The following is a 15,004-nucleotide window of genomic DNA, read 5'->3' as shown; positions in this document are numbered from 1 at the left end:
CCACCCACACCCACCGAAGGATCACTCCGCCATGCGTCTCTCCCAGCGCGCCCTCACGGCCGCAGCCGCCGTGTCCGTCCTGGCACTCTCCGTCACCGGCTGCTCCGGGGACTCCGGCGACTCGGCCGGTGGCGGCGGCAGTGCCAAGGTGCGGTTCGGCTACATCAGCGACTACAACGGCGCCAGCCTGCTCGCCATCGCCGACCAGCAGGGCCTGTGGAAGAAGGAGGGGCTCTCGCCCCAGTACAGCGTCTTCACCAACGGCCCGCTCCAGATCCAGGCGCTCGGCGGCGGCTCCCTCGACTTCGGCTACATAGGCCCCGGCGCGATGTGGCTGCCCGCCACCGGCAAGGCCAAGGTCGTCGCCGTGAACACCCTCGCCTACGCGGACCGGGTCATCGCCCAGCCCGGCATCAAGACCATCCAGGACCTCAAGGGCAAGAAGGTCGGCGTCCCCGCCGGCACCTCCGGCGAGATGGTCCTCAACCTGGCGCTCCAGAAGGCCGGGATGAAGCCCTCCGACATCCAGAAGGTCCCGATGGACCCGGCCACCGTGGTCTCCGCCTTCGTCTCCGGGCAGATCGACGGCGCCGGCCTCTGGTACCCGCTCATCGACTCCATCAAGGCGAAGAAGCCCGGCCTCAACGAGGTCGGCTCCACCAAGGACTTCTCCGACAAGGCGTTCCCCACCGCGTTCGTCTCGGGCACCAAGACCGACAAGGGCCTCACCACCAAGGTCGTCAAGGTCCTCCAGCAGGCCAACGACTACCGGGCCGCCCACCCCGAGGAGGCGATCGACGCCGCCGCGAAGCTGCTGAAGGTGGACCGCGCCAAGGTCGCCGCCGACGCCGCCAACGTGAAGACGATGACCACCGCCGACCTGGTGGCGAAGACCGGTGACGGCACCGTCGCCTCCTGGCTGGACGGGCTCGGCGAGTTCTTCGTGGGCACCGGCCAGCTCAAGACCGTGCCGAAGGCGGACACGTACTACGACGGCGACCTCTACACGAAGGCGTACGGCAAGTGAACCTGCTGTTCCTCATGACCGACCAGCACCGGGTGGACACCCTCGGCGCTTACGGCAACCCGCACGTCAGGACCCCGAACCTGGACCGGCTCGCCGCCACCGGCACCCGCTTCGACCGGTTCTACACCCCGACCGCCATCTGCACCCCCGCCCGCGCCAGCCTGCTCACCGGCCAGGCCCCCTTCCGCCACCGGCTGCTCGCCAACTACGAGCGGAACGTGGGTTACCTGGAGGACCTCCGGGAGGACGTCTTCACCTTCCCGGCCGCCCTGAAGGAGCGCGACTACCAGCTCGGGCTGATCGGCAAATGGCACGGCGGCACCCACCGCAACGCCGCGTCCTACGGCTTCGACGGCCCCGACCTGCCCGGCTGGCACAACCCCGTCGACCACCCCGACTACCTCGCCTACCTGGAGGAGCGGGGCCTGCCCCCGTACCGCATCACCGACCACATCCGGGGGACGGCACCGGCCGGCAACCCCGGGAACCTGCTGGCCGCGCGGCTGCACCAGCCGGTGGAGGCCACGTTCGAGCACTACCTCGCGACGCGCGCCATCGAGCAGCTGGAGAAGTACGCGGCGGACGGCCGGCCCTTCTTCCTGGCCACCCACTTCTTCGGACCGCACCTGCCGTATCTGCTGCCCGACTCCTACTTCGACCTCTACGACCCCGAACTCGTCGAGCTGCCCGCGTCGATCAACGAGACCTTCGAGAACAAGCCGCCGGTGCAGGCCAATTACAGCGCGCACTGGGCCTTCGACACCATGCCGCTGGAGGTGAGCCGCAAACTCATCGCCGTCTACTGGGGTTACGTCACCCTCATCGACGAACAGATCGGGCGCATCCTGACCCGCCTGGACGAACTCGGCCTGGAGGAGACCACCTCGGTCTTCTTCACCGCCGACCACGGCGAGTTCACCGGCGCCCACCGGCTGCACGACAAGGGCCCGGCGATGTACGAGGACATCTACCGCATCCCCGGGATCGTGCGGGTCCCCGGCGAGGCGCCGCAGGTCCGCGACGAACTCGTCAGCCTCACCGACTGCACCGCGACCCTGCTCGACCTGGCGGGCGTCGACCCGTCCCCGGCCGTGGACAGCCGCTCCCTCCTCCCGCTGGTGCGCGGCGAACACCCCGACTGGGCACCGGAGTTGGTGGCCGAGTTCCATGGCCACCACTTCCCGTACCCGCAGCGGATGATCCGCGACGACCGCTACAAGCTGGTCGTCAACCCGGAGTCCGTGAACGAGCTGTACGACCTCCTCGACGACCCCGACGAGCTCGACAACCGGTACACGAACCCCGGGTTGGCCCAGGTGCGCGACCGGCTGATGCAGCGGCTCTACACGCTGCTGCGCGACCGCGGCGACAACTTCTACCACTGGATGACGTCGATGTACGACATCGGTGGCTCGGACGTCGACGTGACCCTCAGCTCCTTCGAACCGGACGGCACGGCCGCGACGACCACGGCCGCGACGACCGCGGCCCGGACGACCACGGCCCCGACGACCACGGAGACCCGATGAGACGCACGCGTACCCCCGCACGCGCACGGCGGCTGCCCCGCTGGGCGGCCCCGGCCGCCGCGCTGATCTGCCTGCTCGGCCCGGCCACGGCCCCCTCCTACGGAGCCGAAGGGCACCCGTCGGCCACCCGCCACGCCTCCGGGGCCGAGGCCGCCGCCCCCGCCACGTACACCAACCCGGTCACCGCCGGGACCGTCGACACCTTCCCCGACCCCACGATGATCCGGGGCAAGGACGGCTACTGGTACGCCTACGGCACCCAGAACCCGGTCTTCCAGACCAAGGGCGAGGACGGCGAGCGCATCCTGCCGATCCTGCGCTCCTCGGACATGGTGACCTGGACCTACGCCGGTGAGGTCTTCACCCCGGAGACCCGGCCCGGCTGGCTCCAGGGCTCCCGGCTCTGGGCACCGGACATCCACTACGCCTTCGGGCAGTACTACCTCTACTACTCCGTCCCCGGACGCGGCACCGTCGGCCTGGTCACCGGCCCGACGCCCACCGGCCCGTGGACCGACAAGGGCGCGGTGCTGCCCACGCCCAGCGGCTGCCCCACCGGCAGCATCGACCAGGCGCAGTTCACCGACACCGACGGAACTCCCTATCTCTACTGGGGGAGTTACGACACCATCTGCGTCGCGAGGATGAACGGCGACCGCACCCGCATCGAGGGCGCGGTCACCCAGGTCGCGCGCGGCCGACGGGTCGAGGGCGGGTTCGTCGTCCACCGCGACGGCTTCTACTACCTCTTCTACTCCGACGCGGGCTGCTGCGACGGCGCGTACAGCGGATACCAGGTGAAGGTGGGCCGCTCGACCAGCCCCACCGGCCCCTTCACCGACGACGAGGGCACCGACCTGATGGCCCTCGGCAGCAAGGGCGGCGTGGTCGTCGGCGCCAACGGCAACCGGTGGATCGGACCCGGCCACAACGCCATCCAGACCGACCTGTCCGGCCAGGACTGGCTCGTCTACCACGGCATCCCCGCCGAATCGCCCGACCTCGCCCCGGCCGCCGGCGGCACCCTCAAGCTCTCCCGGCGCCCGATGCTGATCGACCGCCTCGACTGGATCGACGGCTGGCCCGTCGTCCGCGCCGGTACGGGCCCCTCGGACACCCCGACCGCCGCACCCGTCACCACCTGGACCACGGGCGGCACCTTCGAGACCGGCCTCACCGGCTGGCGCACCCAGGGCGCGAACCCGGCCGGCTGGGCCACCGCCACCGAGACCGACGGCCACGGCTACGTCACCCACACCGCCGCAGGCTCCACCGCCCCCGGCTACCTGGTCTCCACCGGCACCGCCCCCGCCGCCGTACGCGCCGAGGCCGACCTCCGCGTCACCGCGGCGGGAGGAGCCGCGGGCCTGACCCTCGCCCACACCGACGCCGACAACCGCGTCGCCGTCTGGCTGGACCGGGCGAAGAGCGCCCTGGTCACCGAGGTCCGGATCAAGGGCGTCGACCAGGGCGAGCGACTCAGTCCCCTGCCCACCGGGTTCTCCTGGGACACCTGGCACACCGTCTCCGCCGAGATCCGGGGCACCCGCCTCACCGTGGAGGTCACCGGCGACCGGCTCCGCGACCCGGTCGCCGAGCAGACCCGCACCCTGCCCGCCGCCGCCGTCCACGCCGGAGCGGTCTCCGCGGCAGCCAGGGGCGCCGGAGCCGAGGCCGACAACGTCGGCGCCACCGCGCTGTACACCCCCGTCACGAAGCGGGCCCCCGTCGCCCGGCCCGGAGCCCTGCTCCCCTCCTACAGCGACGAGTTCGACACCGCGACGCTCCCCGGCACCACGACCGACTCCGCCTGGAGCTGGGTACGGGGTCCCGCCACCGGCACCACCCTGGTGAACGGCGCGCTCTCCTGGCCCACCTCCAACACCGAGCTGTACCTCGGCGACAACACCGCCCCGGTCCTGCTGCGCCCCGCACCCACGGGTGACTACACGGTGGAGACCAAGTTGCACGTCACCCCCACCACCAACGCCCAGCAGGCGGGGCTGGTGCTCTACGAGAACGACGACCGCTGGTTCAAGCTCACCCACTCGGTGCTGCCGCTCAACAACGGCAACGGAGCCATGCTCCACGTGACCGAGTTCGGCAAGGAGGGCGAGCGGCCCACCACCACCCCGCCGACCGCCGTCGCCAACGCCCCGATGTTCGGCGGCCCGACCGCCGACACCCTCTGGCTGCGGCTCACCCACCACCTCGACACCGCGAACCAGGAGCACGAGGTCCGCGCCTCCTCCAGCCGCGACGGCGTGCACTGGACGCTCAGCGGAGTGTGGACCCTGCCGGTCAAGGGCGACCTGAAGATCGGCCTGATCTCCGACAACCACGTGGGCGCGGTGGCCGACTTCGACTACGTACGGACGTACGGCCCCGCCGCGACGACCCTCGCACCGGCCAAGCCGGGGGCGTCGAAGCCCGCGCACGGGAAGCCGCCGCACGGGAAGGCCGCGCACGGGAAGCCCGGGGCGAGGCCCGGTCGCACGCAGAAGTAGGAACGGACAGCGGAAAAGGTCCGGGCCGCCGAAACGAAATCGGCGGCCCGGACCTCGGGTGTCGCGGGACTGTGGGCGTCGCCCGGCAGACGGCAGTCAGACGACCATGCCCCCGGGGTATACCGGCGTACCGGCGTCAGTGCACCGGCACGGCCGGCGGCTGCTGCTCGCCCTCCTCGGCGAGGCGCTCCAGACCGCTCTTGGTCTTGAGCGGCTTCTCCTTGATGAAGAGGACGGCGACCAGCGCGAGGAACGCGAAGGGCGCACCGGCGAGGAATACGGAGCCCGTCGCCACGCCGTACGCGTTCTCCACGATCACGCGGGCCGACTCCGGCAGGGTCGCGAGGTCCGGGATGGCTCCGCCGCCGCTGCCGGAGGCGGAGCTGCCGAAGCCCTTCTCCAGCTCCGAGGCGACCCGGTGGCTGAGCACCGCGCCCAGCGCGCTGGTGCCCACCGCGCCGCCGAGGCTGCGGAAGAAGGAGAGCGTGGAGGTGGCCGCACCGAGCTCGGCGGCGGGCACGTCGTTCTGGGCGGCGAGGACCAGGTTCTGCATCAGCATGCCGACGCCGATGCCCAGTACGGCCATGCAGGGCGCGATGACCCAGAACGACGTACCGGCGCCGATCGTGGAGAGCAGGCACATGCCGGCCGTCATGATGACGCCGCCGGAGACCAGGAACGCCTTCCACTTGCCGCGCCGGCTGATGATCTGCCCGGCGACGGTCGTCGAGACCATCAGGCCGAGGATCATCGGCAGGCTCATCAGCCCGGCGATCGTCGGGGACTTGCCCAGCGAGATCTGGAAGTACTGCGAGAGGAAGACGGTGCCGCCGAACATGGCCACACCGACGAGGAAGCTCGCCACGGTGGTCAGGGAGACGGTCCGGTTGCGGAAGATGCTCAGCGGGATCATCGGTTCCTGGACCTTCGACTCGACCAGGACGGCGAGCGCGATCAGGACGGCACCACCGAGGACGAGCGCGGCGGACGGGCCGGAGACCCAGTCGAACTTCGAGCCGCCGAGGGTCACCCAGAGCAGGAGGGCGCTGACCCCGGCCATGATGAGGAAGGCGCCGAGGTAGTCGATCTTCGCCTCGCGGCGGACGACGGGCAGCTTCAGCGTCTTCTGCAGCAGGACGATGGCGAGCAGCGCGAACGGTATGCCGATGAAGAAGCACCAGCGCCAGCCGAGCCACGAGGTGTCGACGAGCACGCCGCCGATCAGCGGTCCGGCGACGGTGCCGACCGCGAAGACGGCGCCGAAGATGCCGGAGAACTTGCCGAGTTCACGCGGCGGGATGATCGAGGCCATCACGACCTGGGCGAGCGCGGTGAGACCGCCGGCGCCGATGCCCTGGAGCACTCGGCTGATGATGAGCACGGTGACGCTGTGCGAGAAGCCCGCGACGAGCGAGCCGACGACGAACATCGACAGGGAGAGCTGGAGCAGCATCTTCTTGTCGTACAGGTCGGAGAGCTTGCCCCAGACCGGCACGGTCGCGGTCATCGCCAGCAGCTCGGCGGTGACCACCCAGGTGTACGAGGACTGGCTGCCGTGCAGGTCGGTGATGATGCGCGGAAGCGCGTTGGCGACGACCGTCGAGGCGAGGATGGCCACGAACATACCGGCCATGAGACCGGACATGGCCTGGATTATCTGGCGATGATTCATGGATGAGGACTCCCGGGCTTCGGGCGTCACGGCAGCGGACATCGGCTTTGCGTACCTCTTGTCTCTGATGGTGCGGCCGTCTCCGGGGAGCGGCGGTTGCGGAAAAAGCGGGTCGGCCCGGGACGGGCCGCCGGGGGCGCGTGACGGCTCGGCGGACTACTCGCCGAGGCCGGAGGCGAGTTCGTCGAACGCCTCGTCGTAGAGGGTCAGGAAGGAGCGGGACCGGCCGGTGGCGGTCCAGATCTCCACGGCGGCCCGGACGGTGGCGATGGTGGAGTGCACCAGCAGCCGGGGGCGCAGGTCGGTCCTGGGGTCCTGGCCGAGGCGTTCGGCCACCGCCGCGATGAGCGCCTCCTCGTCGGCGCCGCGCGCCGCGAGGAAGCGGGGGAAGAGCGCCGGGGTGCGGTCCAGCACGGTGCACTGGAGCTCCCACCGCTCCGGCGCGTCCTCGATGTGGGCCAGTTCCTCCCCGAGGACCCGGCGGAGCACGGCGAGCGGGCCGAGACCGGCCGGTGCGGAGAGCACCGCGTCCCGGGTCCGTAGGGCGCTGTCCGGGTCCGGGACGAGGATCGCGTCGTCGAGGTGGGCGAAGTAGTTGAAGAAGGTCCGCACCGAGACCCCGACCGCCGCGGTGACCGCTTCCACCGTCACCTGGTCGAGGCCGTGCTCGGCCGCCATGCGCAGGGCCGTGTCGGCCAGCGCTTCACGGGTCGCGCGCTTCTTGCGCTCGCGCAGGCCGGGCGGCGGCGGGGGAGAGGAGGTCACGAAGGTGCATGCTATGCAAAAGTGCACAGTCTGCAAAGTTCATTTTTTTCGAGGTAATCCTCTACTCCGGCCGATGAGTTCCCGGCGTGTGGGCCGTCTACCTCTTCGAAAGCGCACGGAAGCGGAGCCAGGATGGCGGGGCCGTCCGCACGGCTCCGGGCGCCGGACGGACCGCCCGCCGGCCTGCGGCGGCGATACGGAGGAGTGGGACCACCATGGAAAAGATGATCTTCGTGAACCTTCCGGTGAAGGACCTGGACGTCAGCAAGGCCTTCTTCGAGAAGCTCGGCTACCACTGCAACCCCGGCTTCACCGACGAGCACGCCGCCTGCGTCGTCATCAGCGACGCGATCTACGCCATGCTGCTCACCGAACCGCGCTTCAAGGACTTCACCACCAAGGAGATCGTCGACGCGGAGAAGTCGACCGAGGTCATCCTCTGTCTGAGCGCGGAGAGCCGCGCCGAGGTGGACGAGACCGTCGACGCGGCGCTGGCCGCCGGAGGCTCCCCGGCGGGCGAGACCCAGGACTACGGCACGATGTACGGCCGCTCCTTCCAGGACCCCGACCACCACGTCTGGGAGGTCATGTGGATGGACCCGGCCGCCGTCGCCGAACGCTCCTGAAGACCCCGGGGCTTCAGAGCCCGGGGTACGTCACCCCGGTGAGCTGCTGCGAGGCCGACCAGAGCCGCTCGCCCGCCACGTCGTCGCGGGTGCGCCGCACCCGCCAGGACGGGGCCGGCGCGCCGCGCACCCCCAGCCGCCCCGGGCCGGTGAACGAGTCGGGGCGGACCCCGGGCGCCGTCGCCGCGTACAGCACGGGCAGCGCCCCGGCCGTGGCGGTCTGGGCGAACAGCAGGTTGCCGAGTTCCATCACCCTTTCCCTGACCCGGCGTTGCTCCAGCCGGGGCCCCGCCTTCGTCAGGTTGGTGGAGGCGTACCCGGGGTGGGCGGCGGCCGCCACGATCGGCGAGCCGGACCGCGCCAGCAGCCGCGCGAACTCGTGGACGAAGAGCAGGTTGGCGGACTTGGACGCGCCGTAGGCGATCCAGCGCCGGTAGTCGTGCTCGCTGTTGAGGTCGCCCATGTCGATGTCGGCCAGCGCGTGCAGCCCGCTCGACACCGTCACCACCCGGGCCTTCCCGGCGGCGCGCAGGGCGGGCAGCAGCAGCCCGGTCAGGGCGAAGTGCCCGAGGTGGTTGACCCCGAACTGCGTCTCGAAGCCGTCGGCGGTTCGCCCGTACGGCAACGCCATCACACCCGCGTTGTTGACGAGCAGGTCGATCCGGTCCGGGGCGTGCGAGGCCGCGAACTCCCGTACGGAGGCGAGGTCCGCCAGGTCGAGCGGTACGAACGCCACGTCCGCCCCGGACACCGCCCGCCGGATGCGGTCCGCCGCACCCTCCCCGCGCTCCTCGTCACGGCAGGCGAGCAGCACCCGCGCGCCGCGCCGGGCCAACTCCCGTGCCGTGACGAGGCCGAGGCCGCTGTTGGCCCCGGTGACCACGGCCGTACGGCCGCTCTGGTCGGGGATGTCGTGCGTGTTCCAGCCCTGGATCATGGGCCCCAGGGTACGACCGGCGGACCGGGCCGGCGCAAACGCGGCGCCCTCAGGACACCGCCTACGCCTCCCGGAGCTCGAACGCCTCCACCGCCACCCCGTCGTCGTCCAGGCAGGCCCCCGTCGCGAGGTCGAAACGCTGCTTCAGCAGCGGCGAGGCGACGAACGGCCGCCCCCCGGCCGAGCCGACCAGCCCGCGCGAGAGGACGTACGCCCCCGTGAACGGGTCCCGGTTGTCGATCGCGTACGCGCGTCCCGCCCGGTCCAGGAACACCGCCACCTGCCGCCCGTCCGGCAGCAGCGCCGCCACCCCGCGCCCCGGGACCAGCAGGGACCGCTCGCAGAGGGTGAACCAGCCGCCCTCGTAGGCGAGTTGCACCACCGTCGTGAGGTCCGGGGCGGGCGCGTGGGCCGTCGTCGTCGCAGTCATCAGGATGCGGTCCCTTCCAGCGTACGGATGGCGAGCACCGGGCCCGCGAGGATGTCCAGGTCGGGCTTGACCTGGTCGCGCTCCGGCACGAACCGCACCGAGGGGTCCGGGGCGTCGGGCGCGTTCACGAAGGTCACGAACCGGCGCAGCCGCTCCGGGTCGTTGATGGTCTCGGCCCACTCGTCGCGGTACCCCTCGACATGGTCGGCCATCATCCGCTCCAGCTCGTCGCAGAGCCCGAGCGAGTCGTGGACCACCACGTCCCGCACGTGGTCGAGGCCGCCCTCGATCCGGTCGAGCCAGGTCGAGGTGCGCTCCAGCCGGTCCGCCGTGCGGATGTAGAACATCAGGAACCGGTCGATGAGACGCACGAGTTCGGCGTCCGAGAGGTCCTGGGCGAGCAGGTCCGCGTGGCGCGGGGTGGCGCCGCCGTTGCCGCCGACGTAGAGGTTCCAGCCGCCGGCGGTGGCGATGATCCCGAAGTCCTTGCCCCGGGCCTCCGCGCACTCGCGGGCGCACCCGGAGACCGCCGACTTGAGCTTGTGCGGGGAGCGCAGGCCCCGGTAGCGCAGCTCCAGGTCGATCGCCATCCTCACCGAGTCCTGCACGCCGTACCGGCACCAGGTCTGCCCCACGCAGGACTTGACCGTCCGCAGCGACTTCCCGTACGCGTGCCCCGACTCGAACCCGGCGTCCACCAAGCGGGTCCAGATCAGCGGGAGTTGGTCGACGCGGGCGCCGAAGAGGTCGATCCGCTGGCCACCGGTGATCTTCGTGTACAGCCCGAAGTCGCGGGCCACCTCGCCGATCACGATCAGCTTCTCCGGGGTGATCTCGCCACCCGGGATGCGCGGCACGATCGAATAGGAGCCGTTCTTCTGGAGGTTGGCGAGGAAGTGGTCGTTGGTGTCCTGGAGTGCCGCCTGCTCGCCGTCCAGGACGTAACCGCTGGCGCCCACCGTGGGGGCGAGCGAGGCGATGATCGAGCCGACGGTCGGCTTGCAGACCTCGCAGCCGTCACCGCCGCGCGCCGCCTCCCGGCCGTGCGCGTCGAGCAGCTCCGCGAAGGTGGTGATGCCCAGGGTGCGCACGATCTCGTACAGCTCGCCGCGGGTGCGGGCGAAGCAGCCGCACAGCCCCGCGTCCTGGGCCTGTGGCAGCAGCTGGCCGATGACCTTGACGCAACTCCCGCAACCCGTACCGGCCTTGGTGCACTTCTTCACCTCGGGCAGGGTGCTGTGCTCGCAGATCGCGCCCTTGGTCACGTTGTGGCAGGAACAGATGACGGCCTCGTCCGGCAGCGAGGACGGGCCCAGCGCGACCGGGCCGCCCGCACCGGCCGGGAGCACCAGCTGCTCCGGCGGCACCGGCAGGACCGTGCCCGTCATCGGGCGCAGCGTGCCGTACTGCTCGGCGTCCCCGACCAGCACCCCGCCGAGCAGGGTGCCGTCCGCGCCGATCACCAGCTTCTTGTAGACCCCGGAGCGGGAGTCCGCGTACACCACGTCGAGGCAGCCCTCGGCGGCGCCGTGCGCGTCGCCGAAGGAGGCCACGTCCACGCCGAGCAGCTTCAGCTTCGTCGACAGGTCCGCGCCGGTGAACGACGCCTCCCGGCCCGCGATCACCCCGGCGGCGGTCACCGCCATCTCGTAACCCGGCGCCACCAGCCCGTACACCCGGCCGTCCGAGGCGAGCGCGCACTCGCCGATGGCGAAGACCGCGGGGTCGGAGGTGCGGCACTCCTCGTCGACGACGATCCCGCCGCGCGGACCGACCTCCAGGCCGCAGTCGCGGGCCAGCTGGTCGCGGGGCCGGACGCCCGCCGAGAACACCACCAGATCGGTGGCGAGCGTCGAACCGTCGGACAGCGCCATGCCGTTGACGGCGCCGTCCTCCCCGGTGGTGACCGCCTGGGTGCCGACACCCGTGTGGACGCTCAGCCCCATGGACTCGATGGTGCGCAGCAGCGCCGCGCCGCCGCCCTCGTCCACCTGGACCGGCATCAGCCGGGGCGCGAACTCCACCACGTGGGTCTCCAGGCCGAGCCCCTTGAGCGCCCCGGCCGCCTCCAGGCCGAGCAGCCCGCCGCCGACCACCGCGCCGGTCCTCGCGTTCTTCGCGTACGCCTCGATGGCGAGCAGGTCCTCGATGGTGCGGTAGACGAAGCAGCCCTCCGCGTCCTTGCCGGGCACCGGCGGGACGAACGGGAAGGAGCCGGTGGCCAGCACCAGCGTGTCGTACCCGAAGGTGAGCCCGGACCGCGAGGTGACCGTGCGGCCCTCGCGGTCGACGGCCGCCGCCGGGTCGCCGACGTACAGCTCGATGCCGTGGGTCTCCATGAACCCGGCCTCGACCATGGAGAGCTCCTCGGGCGAGGTGCCCGAGAAGTACGAGGTCAGGTGGACCCGGTCGTAGGCGGGGCGGGGCTCCTCGCAGAGCACGACCACCCGGGGCCCGCCGGCCGCCGGGGTCAGCCCCCGGTCAGCGAGCGCCTCCAGGAAGCGCTGGCCGACCATGCCGTGGCCGACGACGACGATCGTGTGCGCGGGGGTGCTTGCGGAAGCCGCTCGCGCGGAGGTGCTCGGGGAAGCCGAGGAAGCGGCGGTGGCGGGTGAAGTCGGGAAAGGGGACACCGGCATCTCAGAGGCCTCCGTCGTCGGTGGGCGGGTCGAGCGGGGACGCACCGGCGGGAGCCGTCCGGCGCCCTGTGCCGGACGCGGCCGGACCGCACGGGCCGCTCGTCGTCATGGCCCCGACGATGGGCGGTCGGTGTTACCCGACCGCATCCCGGCTGTTTCCCGGGAGGAACCTTGCGCTCAGCACGGGCCGGCAGCCGGTGTGAGGGCGTGCACGACGGCCGGGGCACAGCCGCACGACGGGCAACCGTGCAGGTCGGGGCGGGTGCGGGGCCGTCCGGAGCCGTCGCTTAATGTCCTGTGCATGCCTGACATCACGCTGACCACCGTCGTCCTGCTCTGCATAGCCGCGTGCGCGGCCGGATGGATCGACGCGGTGGTGGGCGGGGGCGGGCTGCTGCTCCTGCCCGCCCTGCTGCTGGGACTGCCGCACCTCCCGGCGGCCCAGGTGCTCGGCACCAACAAGGCCGTCGCGATCGTCGGGACGAGCGGCGCGGCCGTGACGTACGCGCGCCGGGCGCCGGTGCGGGTCGGCACGGCCCTGCGGATCGGGCTGATGGCGCTCGCCGGGTCGATGACCGGGGCGTTCTTCGCGGCCGGGATCAGCAGCGAGGTGCTCCGCCCGGTGATCATGGTGGTGCTGCTCGCCGTCGCCGCCTTCGTCCTGCTGCGGCCCTCGTTCGGCACGGCGGCGGCCGGCGACGGTACGGACCGGCAGGTGACCCGGGCCCGTACCGTCACCGCGATCGTGCTGGTCGGCGGCGGCATCGGCCTCTACGACGGGCTCTTCGGACCGGGCACCGGCACCTTCCTGGTGCTGGCGCTGACGGCCGTGCTCCACCTCGACCTGGTGACCGCCTCGGCCACCGCCAAGATCGTGAACGTCTGCACCAACGCCGGGGCGCTGGTGATGTTCGCCGTGCAGGGCACCGTGCTCTGGCAGCTCGCCGCGCTGATGGCGGTGTTCAACCTCGCGGGCGGGCTCGCCGGGGCGCGGATGGCGCTCAGCCGGGGCAGTGGGTTCGTCCGGGGCGTGCTGCTCGTCGTGGTGTTCTCGCTCGTCGCCAAGCTGGGCTTCGACCAGTTCTCGGGGTGAGTCCCGGGCGGGCCGGGCGGCTGGCCGCTGGCCGCTGACTGGCCGGCGGTCCGGCCCGGGGCCGGTGGCCGCTCAGGCCGCGTCCCGTACGTCCGTCAGATGGGCGTAGACCACCACGTTGCCCTGGTAGCCGGTGTCCTTCGAGAACCCGCCGCCGCAGGTGATCAGCCGCAGCGCGGCGTAGGGCGCCTTCCCGTAGACACGGGTGCTGGGGAAGTCGTCGTTCTCGTACACCTCGATCGCGTCGATCGAGAAGACCGCGGTGCGCGCGTCCTCGCGTACGACCTCCACCCGGTCGCCGCGCCCCAGCGAACCCAGACCGTAGAAGACCGCCGGGCCCTTCGCGTTGTCCACGTGCCCGGCGACGAGCGCGGTGCCCAGGGCGCCCGGCCGGGTGCCGTCGCCGTACCAGCCCGCGAGGTTGCGGTCCTCCTCCGGCGGCACGTCCAGGCTGCCGTCCGGGCGGAGGCCGAGCCGGGTCAACGGCGCGTCCACGTCGATCTCGGGGATGCGCACCCGGACCGGGGTGGACGGGGCCAGCGGCTCGGCGACGGGCGAACCCGGCTGGAGCTGCGGCCCGGCGGCGAACGCCTCCGCCGCGGACGGCTGCGGGGGCACCACCTGGGTGTCCGCACCGTTCTGGATCAGCCAGACCCCGGCCAGCACGGCGACGCCGATCAGCCAGGCCTTGCCCTTGTGTGCCGTCTGGGACACGGTGCCGTCCTCGGAGTTCTCGCGGGAGCCGGGTCGGCCGGGCTCCCGCAGCGGTGCGCGGGTGTACGGGCATGGGTGTACGGGCGCGGGTGTACGGGCGCGGGTGTACCGGCGCGGGGGAGGGGCCCCGCGAGGCCCCTCCCGCGAGGCCCCTGCCGCCGGTCCGACGGTCGGCGGAAAGGGCCTTGCGGGAGGTCGGCGGTGGGTCGGCGGTGGGTCAGTGGCGGTTCAGCGGGAGCCCGCCGCCCGGCGTCGGCGCGCCATCCACACCGCGCCCGCGCCGGCCGCGCCGAGCACGCCGAAGCCCGCCGCGATCCGGGTGTTGTCCGGCCCGACACTGCCGCCCACACCGGTCTGGACGTGCCCCCACGGCTGCCGGCCGTCCTCGCCCTGGCCCTGACCCTGGTCCTGGCCCTGCTCGTGGTCCCCCGAGCCGCCGCCGGTCACCAGCAGCTCGCCCTTGGCGTCCTTGCCGTTGTCGCAGGCCACGGCGATGCCGTAGGTGCCGGGGCGGGTGTCGCGCGGCACGGTGAAGTGCCCGACCGCGACGTCCTTGCCGTCGCCGGGGTAGAGGTCGAAGTCCCCCGCGTCCAGGGAGTTCGCGTCGCCGACGCCCGAGCCGTTCTTGCCGCAGGCGGTGGTCTTCACGGTGACCTTGGCGCCCGGGACGGCGGTGGCGGGGGTGAGCTCCAGCCGGCCCCGGTCCCGGTCGGCGTCGCCCGCGTAGGCGGCCGGGGCGAGCAGGGCGAGGCCGAACGTCGCGGTCGCGGCGAGCGCGACGGCGGTACCGGTCGTGGAGCGGAGTGGACGGAGCATGGGAGGTCCTCCGGGTACGGGCGCGGGCAGAGCGGGACGAGCCCGGGCCGGACGGGCCAGCACGGGACGGGTCCTGCCTCCGAGGTAACGGGCGCACCGCCCCCCATGCCTGCTGACGCGCCTTCAGAAGTCACCCGTACGGACCGGCGCGGCACCCTTGCCACGCGTGATCGGCGCAGGTCACGGCGGTGCCGACCCTGCGCGCGCACCGTGCGGGCCGCCCCGGTGCCGAACGAGTGACGACCGGAA

General features: G+C 72.2%; 12 protein-coding genes. 5 read left to right on the top strand and 7 right to left on the bottom strand.

What is annotated here, in order from left to right:
* The first annotated feature begins 31 nt into the window (after positions 1-31).
* From OG599_RS10505 to OG599_RS10495, 3 genes are read left to right on the top strand one after another with little or no spacing between them, the layout of a single operon-like run.
* Positions 32-1,027: an aliphatic sulfonate ABC transporter substrate-binding protein gene (locus OG599_RS10505; RefSeq protein WP_327175711.1), complete on the top strand. Its 996-nt coding sequence runs from the start codon at positions 32-34 to the stop codon at positions 1,025-1,027.
* On the top strand, positions 1,024-2,556 hold the full coding sequence (locus OG599_RS10500) for a sulfatase-like hydrolase/transferase (protein WP_327175710.1): 1,533 nt from the start codon (positions 1,024-1,026) through the stop codon (positions 2,554-2,556). Before OG599_RS10505 ends, OG599_RS10500 begins: the two co-directional genes overlap by 4 nt.
* Positions 2,553-5,063, top strand: a complete 2,511-nt coding sequence (locus tag OG599_RS10495; protein ID WP_327175709.1) for a family 43 glycosylhydrolase — start codon at positions 2,553-2,555, stop codon at positions 5,061-5,063. Before OG599_RS10500 ends, OG599_RS10495 begins: the two co-directional genes overlap by 4 nt.
* A 136-nt stretch (positions 5,064-5,199) precedes the next feature.
* Here the strand turns inward: OG599_RS10495 and OG599_RS10490 are convergent, their stop codons facing one another.
* Positions 5,200-6,777: an MDR family MFS transporter gene (locus OG599_RS10490; RefSeq protein ID WP_327175708.1), complete on the bottom strand. Its 1,578-nt coding sequence runs from the start codon at positions 6,775-6,777 to the stop codon at positions 5,200-5,202.
* Positions 6,778-6,891: 114 nt separating this feature from the next.
* A complete protein-coding gene (locus tag OG599_RS10485; protein WP_327175707.1) occupies positions 6,892-7,500 on the bottom strand; it encodes a TetR/AcrR family transcriptional regulator in 609 nt (202 codons plus the stop codon).
* Between the two features lie 215 nt (positions 7,501-7,715).
* Here OG599_RS10485 and OG599_RS10480 point away from each other — a divergent pair, with 215 nt between their 5' ends.
* Positions 7,716-8,126 carry a VOC family protein gene (locus tag OG599_RS10480; RefSeq protein ID WP_327175706.1) on the top strand — a complete coding sequence of 137 codons (411 nt, stop codon included), beginning with the start codon at positions 7,716-7,718 and terminating at the stop codon, positions 8,124-8,126.
* 13 nt (positions 8,127-8,139) lie between these two features.
* On the opposite strand, the gene OG599_RS10475 is transcribed toward OG599_RS10480, so the two are convergent.
* The 3 genes from OG599_RS10475 to nirB all read right to left on the bottom strand — a co-directional run bounded on the left by OG599_RS10475 (position 8,140) and on the right by nirB (position 12,132).
* Positions 8,140-9,063, bottom strand: coding sequence for an oxidoreductase (locus OG599_RS10475; protein WP_327175705.1), 924 nt, complete (start codon positions 9,061-9,063; stop codon positions 8,140-8,142).
* Between the two features lie 61 nt (positions 9,064-9,124).
* A complete protein-coding gene (gene nirD, locus OG599_RS10470) occupies positions 9,125-9,493 on the bottom strand; it encodes a nitrite reductase small subunit NirD (protein ID WP_327175704.1) in 369 nt (122 codons plus the stop codon).
* Positions 9,493-12,132 (bottom strand): nitrite reductase large subunit NirB, encoded by a 2,640-nt coding sequence (nirB, locus tag OG599_RS10465; RefSeq protein WP_442809410.1) that lies wholly within the window; start codon positions 12,130-12,132, stop codon positions 9,493-9,495. Before nirB ends, nirD begins: the two co-directional genes overlap by 1 nt.
* 301 nt (positions 12,133-12,433) lie before the next feature.
* Here nirB and OG599_RS10460 point away from each other — a divergent pair, with 301 nt between their 5' ends.
* Positions 12,434-13,225 (top strand): TSUP family transporter, encoded by a 792-nt coding sequence (locus tag OG599_RS10460; protein ID WP_327175703.1) that lies wholly within the window; start codon positions 12,434-12,436, stop codon positions 13,223-13,225.
* Positions 13,226-13,297: 72 nt separating this feature from the next.
* Here the strand turns inward: OG599_RS10460 and OG599_RS10455 are convergent, their stop codons facing one another.
* Entirely contained in the window at positions 13,298-13,939 is a 642-nt protein-coding gene (locus OG599_RS10455) for a class F sortase (RefSeq protein WP_327175702.1), read from the bottom strand.
* A 228-nt stretch (positions 13,940-14,167) separates the two neighbouring features.
* On the bottom strand, positions 14,168-14,755 hold the full coding sequence (locus tag OG599_RS10450) for a hypothetical protein (RefSeq protein WP_327175701.1): 588 nt from the start codon (positions 14,753-14,755) through the stop codon (positions 14,168-14,170).
* Between the last annotated feature and the right edge of the window lie 249 nt (positions 14,756-15,004).

The sequence above is a fragment of the Streptomyces sp. NBC_01335 genome, from assembly GCF_035953295.1.
In the GTDB taxonomy this organism is placed as follows: domain Bacteria; phylum Actinomycetota; class Actinomycetes; order Streptomycetales; family Streptomycetaceae; genus Streptomyces.
The sequence above is the reverse complement of the archived record's forward strand: the minus strand, read 5'-3'. Positions and strand labels throughout refer to the sequence as shown.

Excerpts from the sequence above, each read along its gene's own strand:
- OG599_RS10450 (WP_327175701.1), bottom strand. The coding sequence starts at position 14,755 with ATGCTCCGTCCACTCCGCTCCACGACCGGTACCGCCGTCGCGCTCGCC.
- OG599_RS10505 (WP_327175711.1), top strand. The coding sequence starts at position 32 with ATGCGTCTCTCCCAGCGCGCCCTCACGGCCGCAGCCGCCGTGTCCGTC.
- nirD (WP_327175704.1), bottom strand. The coding sequence starts at position 9,493 with ATGACTGCGACGACGACGGCCCACGCGCCCGCCCCGGACCTCACGACG.
- OG599_RS10495 (WP_327175709.1), top strand. The coding sequence starts at position 2,553 with ATGAGACGCACGCGTACCCCCGCACGCGCACGGCGGCTGCCCCGCTGG.
- OG599_RS10460 (WP_327175703.1), top strand. The coding sequence starts at position 12,434 with ATGCCTGACATCACGCTGACCACCGTCGTCCTGCTCTGCATAGCCGCG.
- OG599_RS10480 (WP_327175706.1), top strand. The coding sequence starts at position 7,716 with ATGGAAAAGATGATCTTCGTGAACCTTCCGGTGAAGGACCTGGACGTC.
- OG599_RS10490 (WP_327175708.1), bottom strand. The coding sequence starts at position 6,777 with ATGTCCGCTGCCGTGACGCCCGAAGCCCGGGAGTCCTCATCCATGAAT.
- OG599_RS10475 (WP_327175705.1), bottom strand. The coding sequence starts at position 9,063 with ATGATCCAGGGCTGGAACACGCACGACATCCCCGACCAGAGCGGCCGT.
- nirB (WP_442809410.1), bottom strand. The coding sequence starts at position 12,132 with ATGCCGGTGTCCCCTTTCCCGACTTCACCCGCCACCGCCGCTTCCTCG.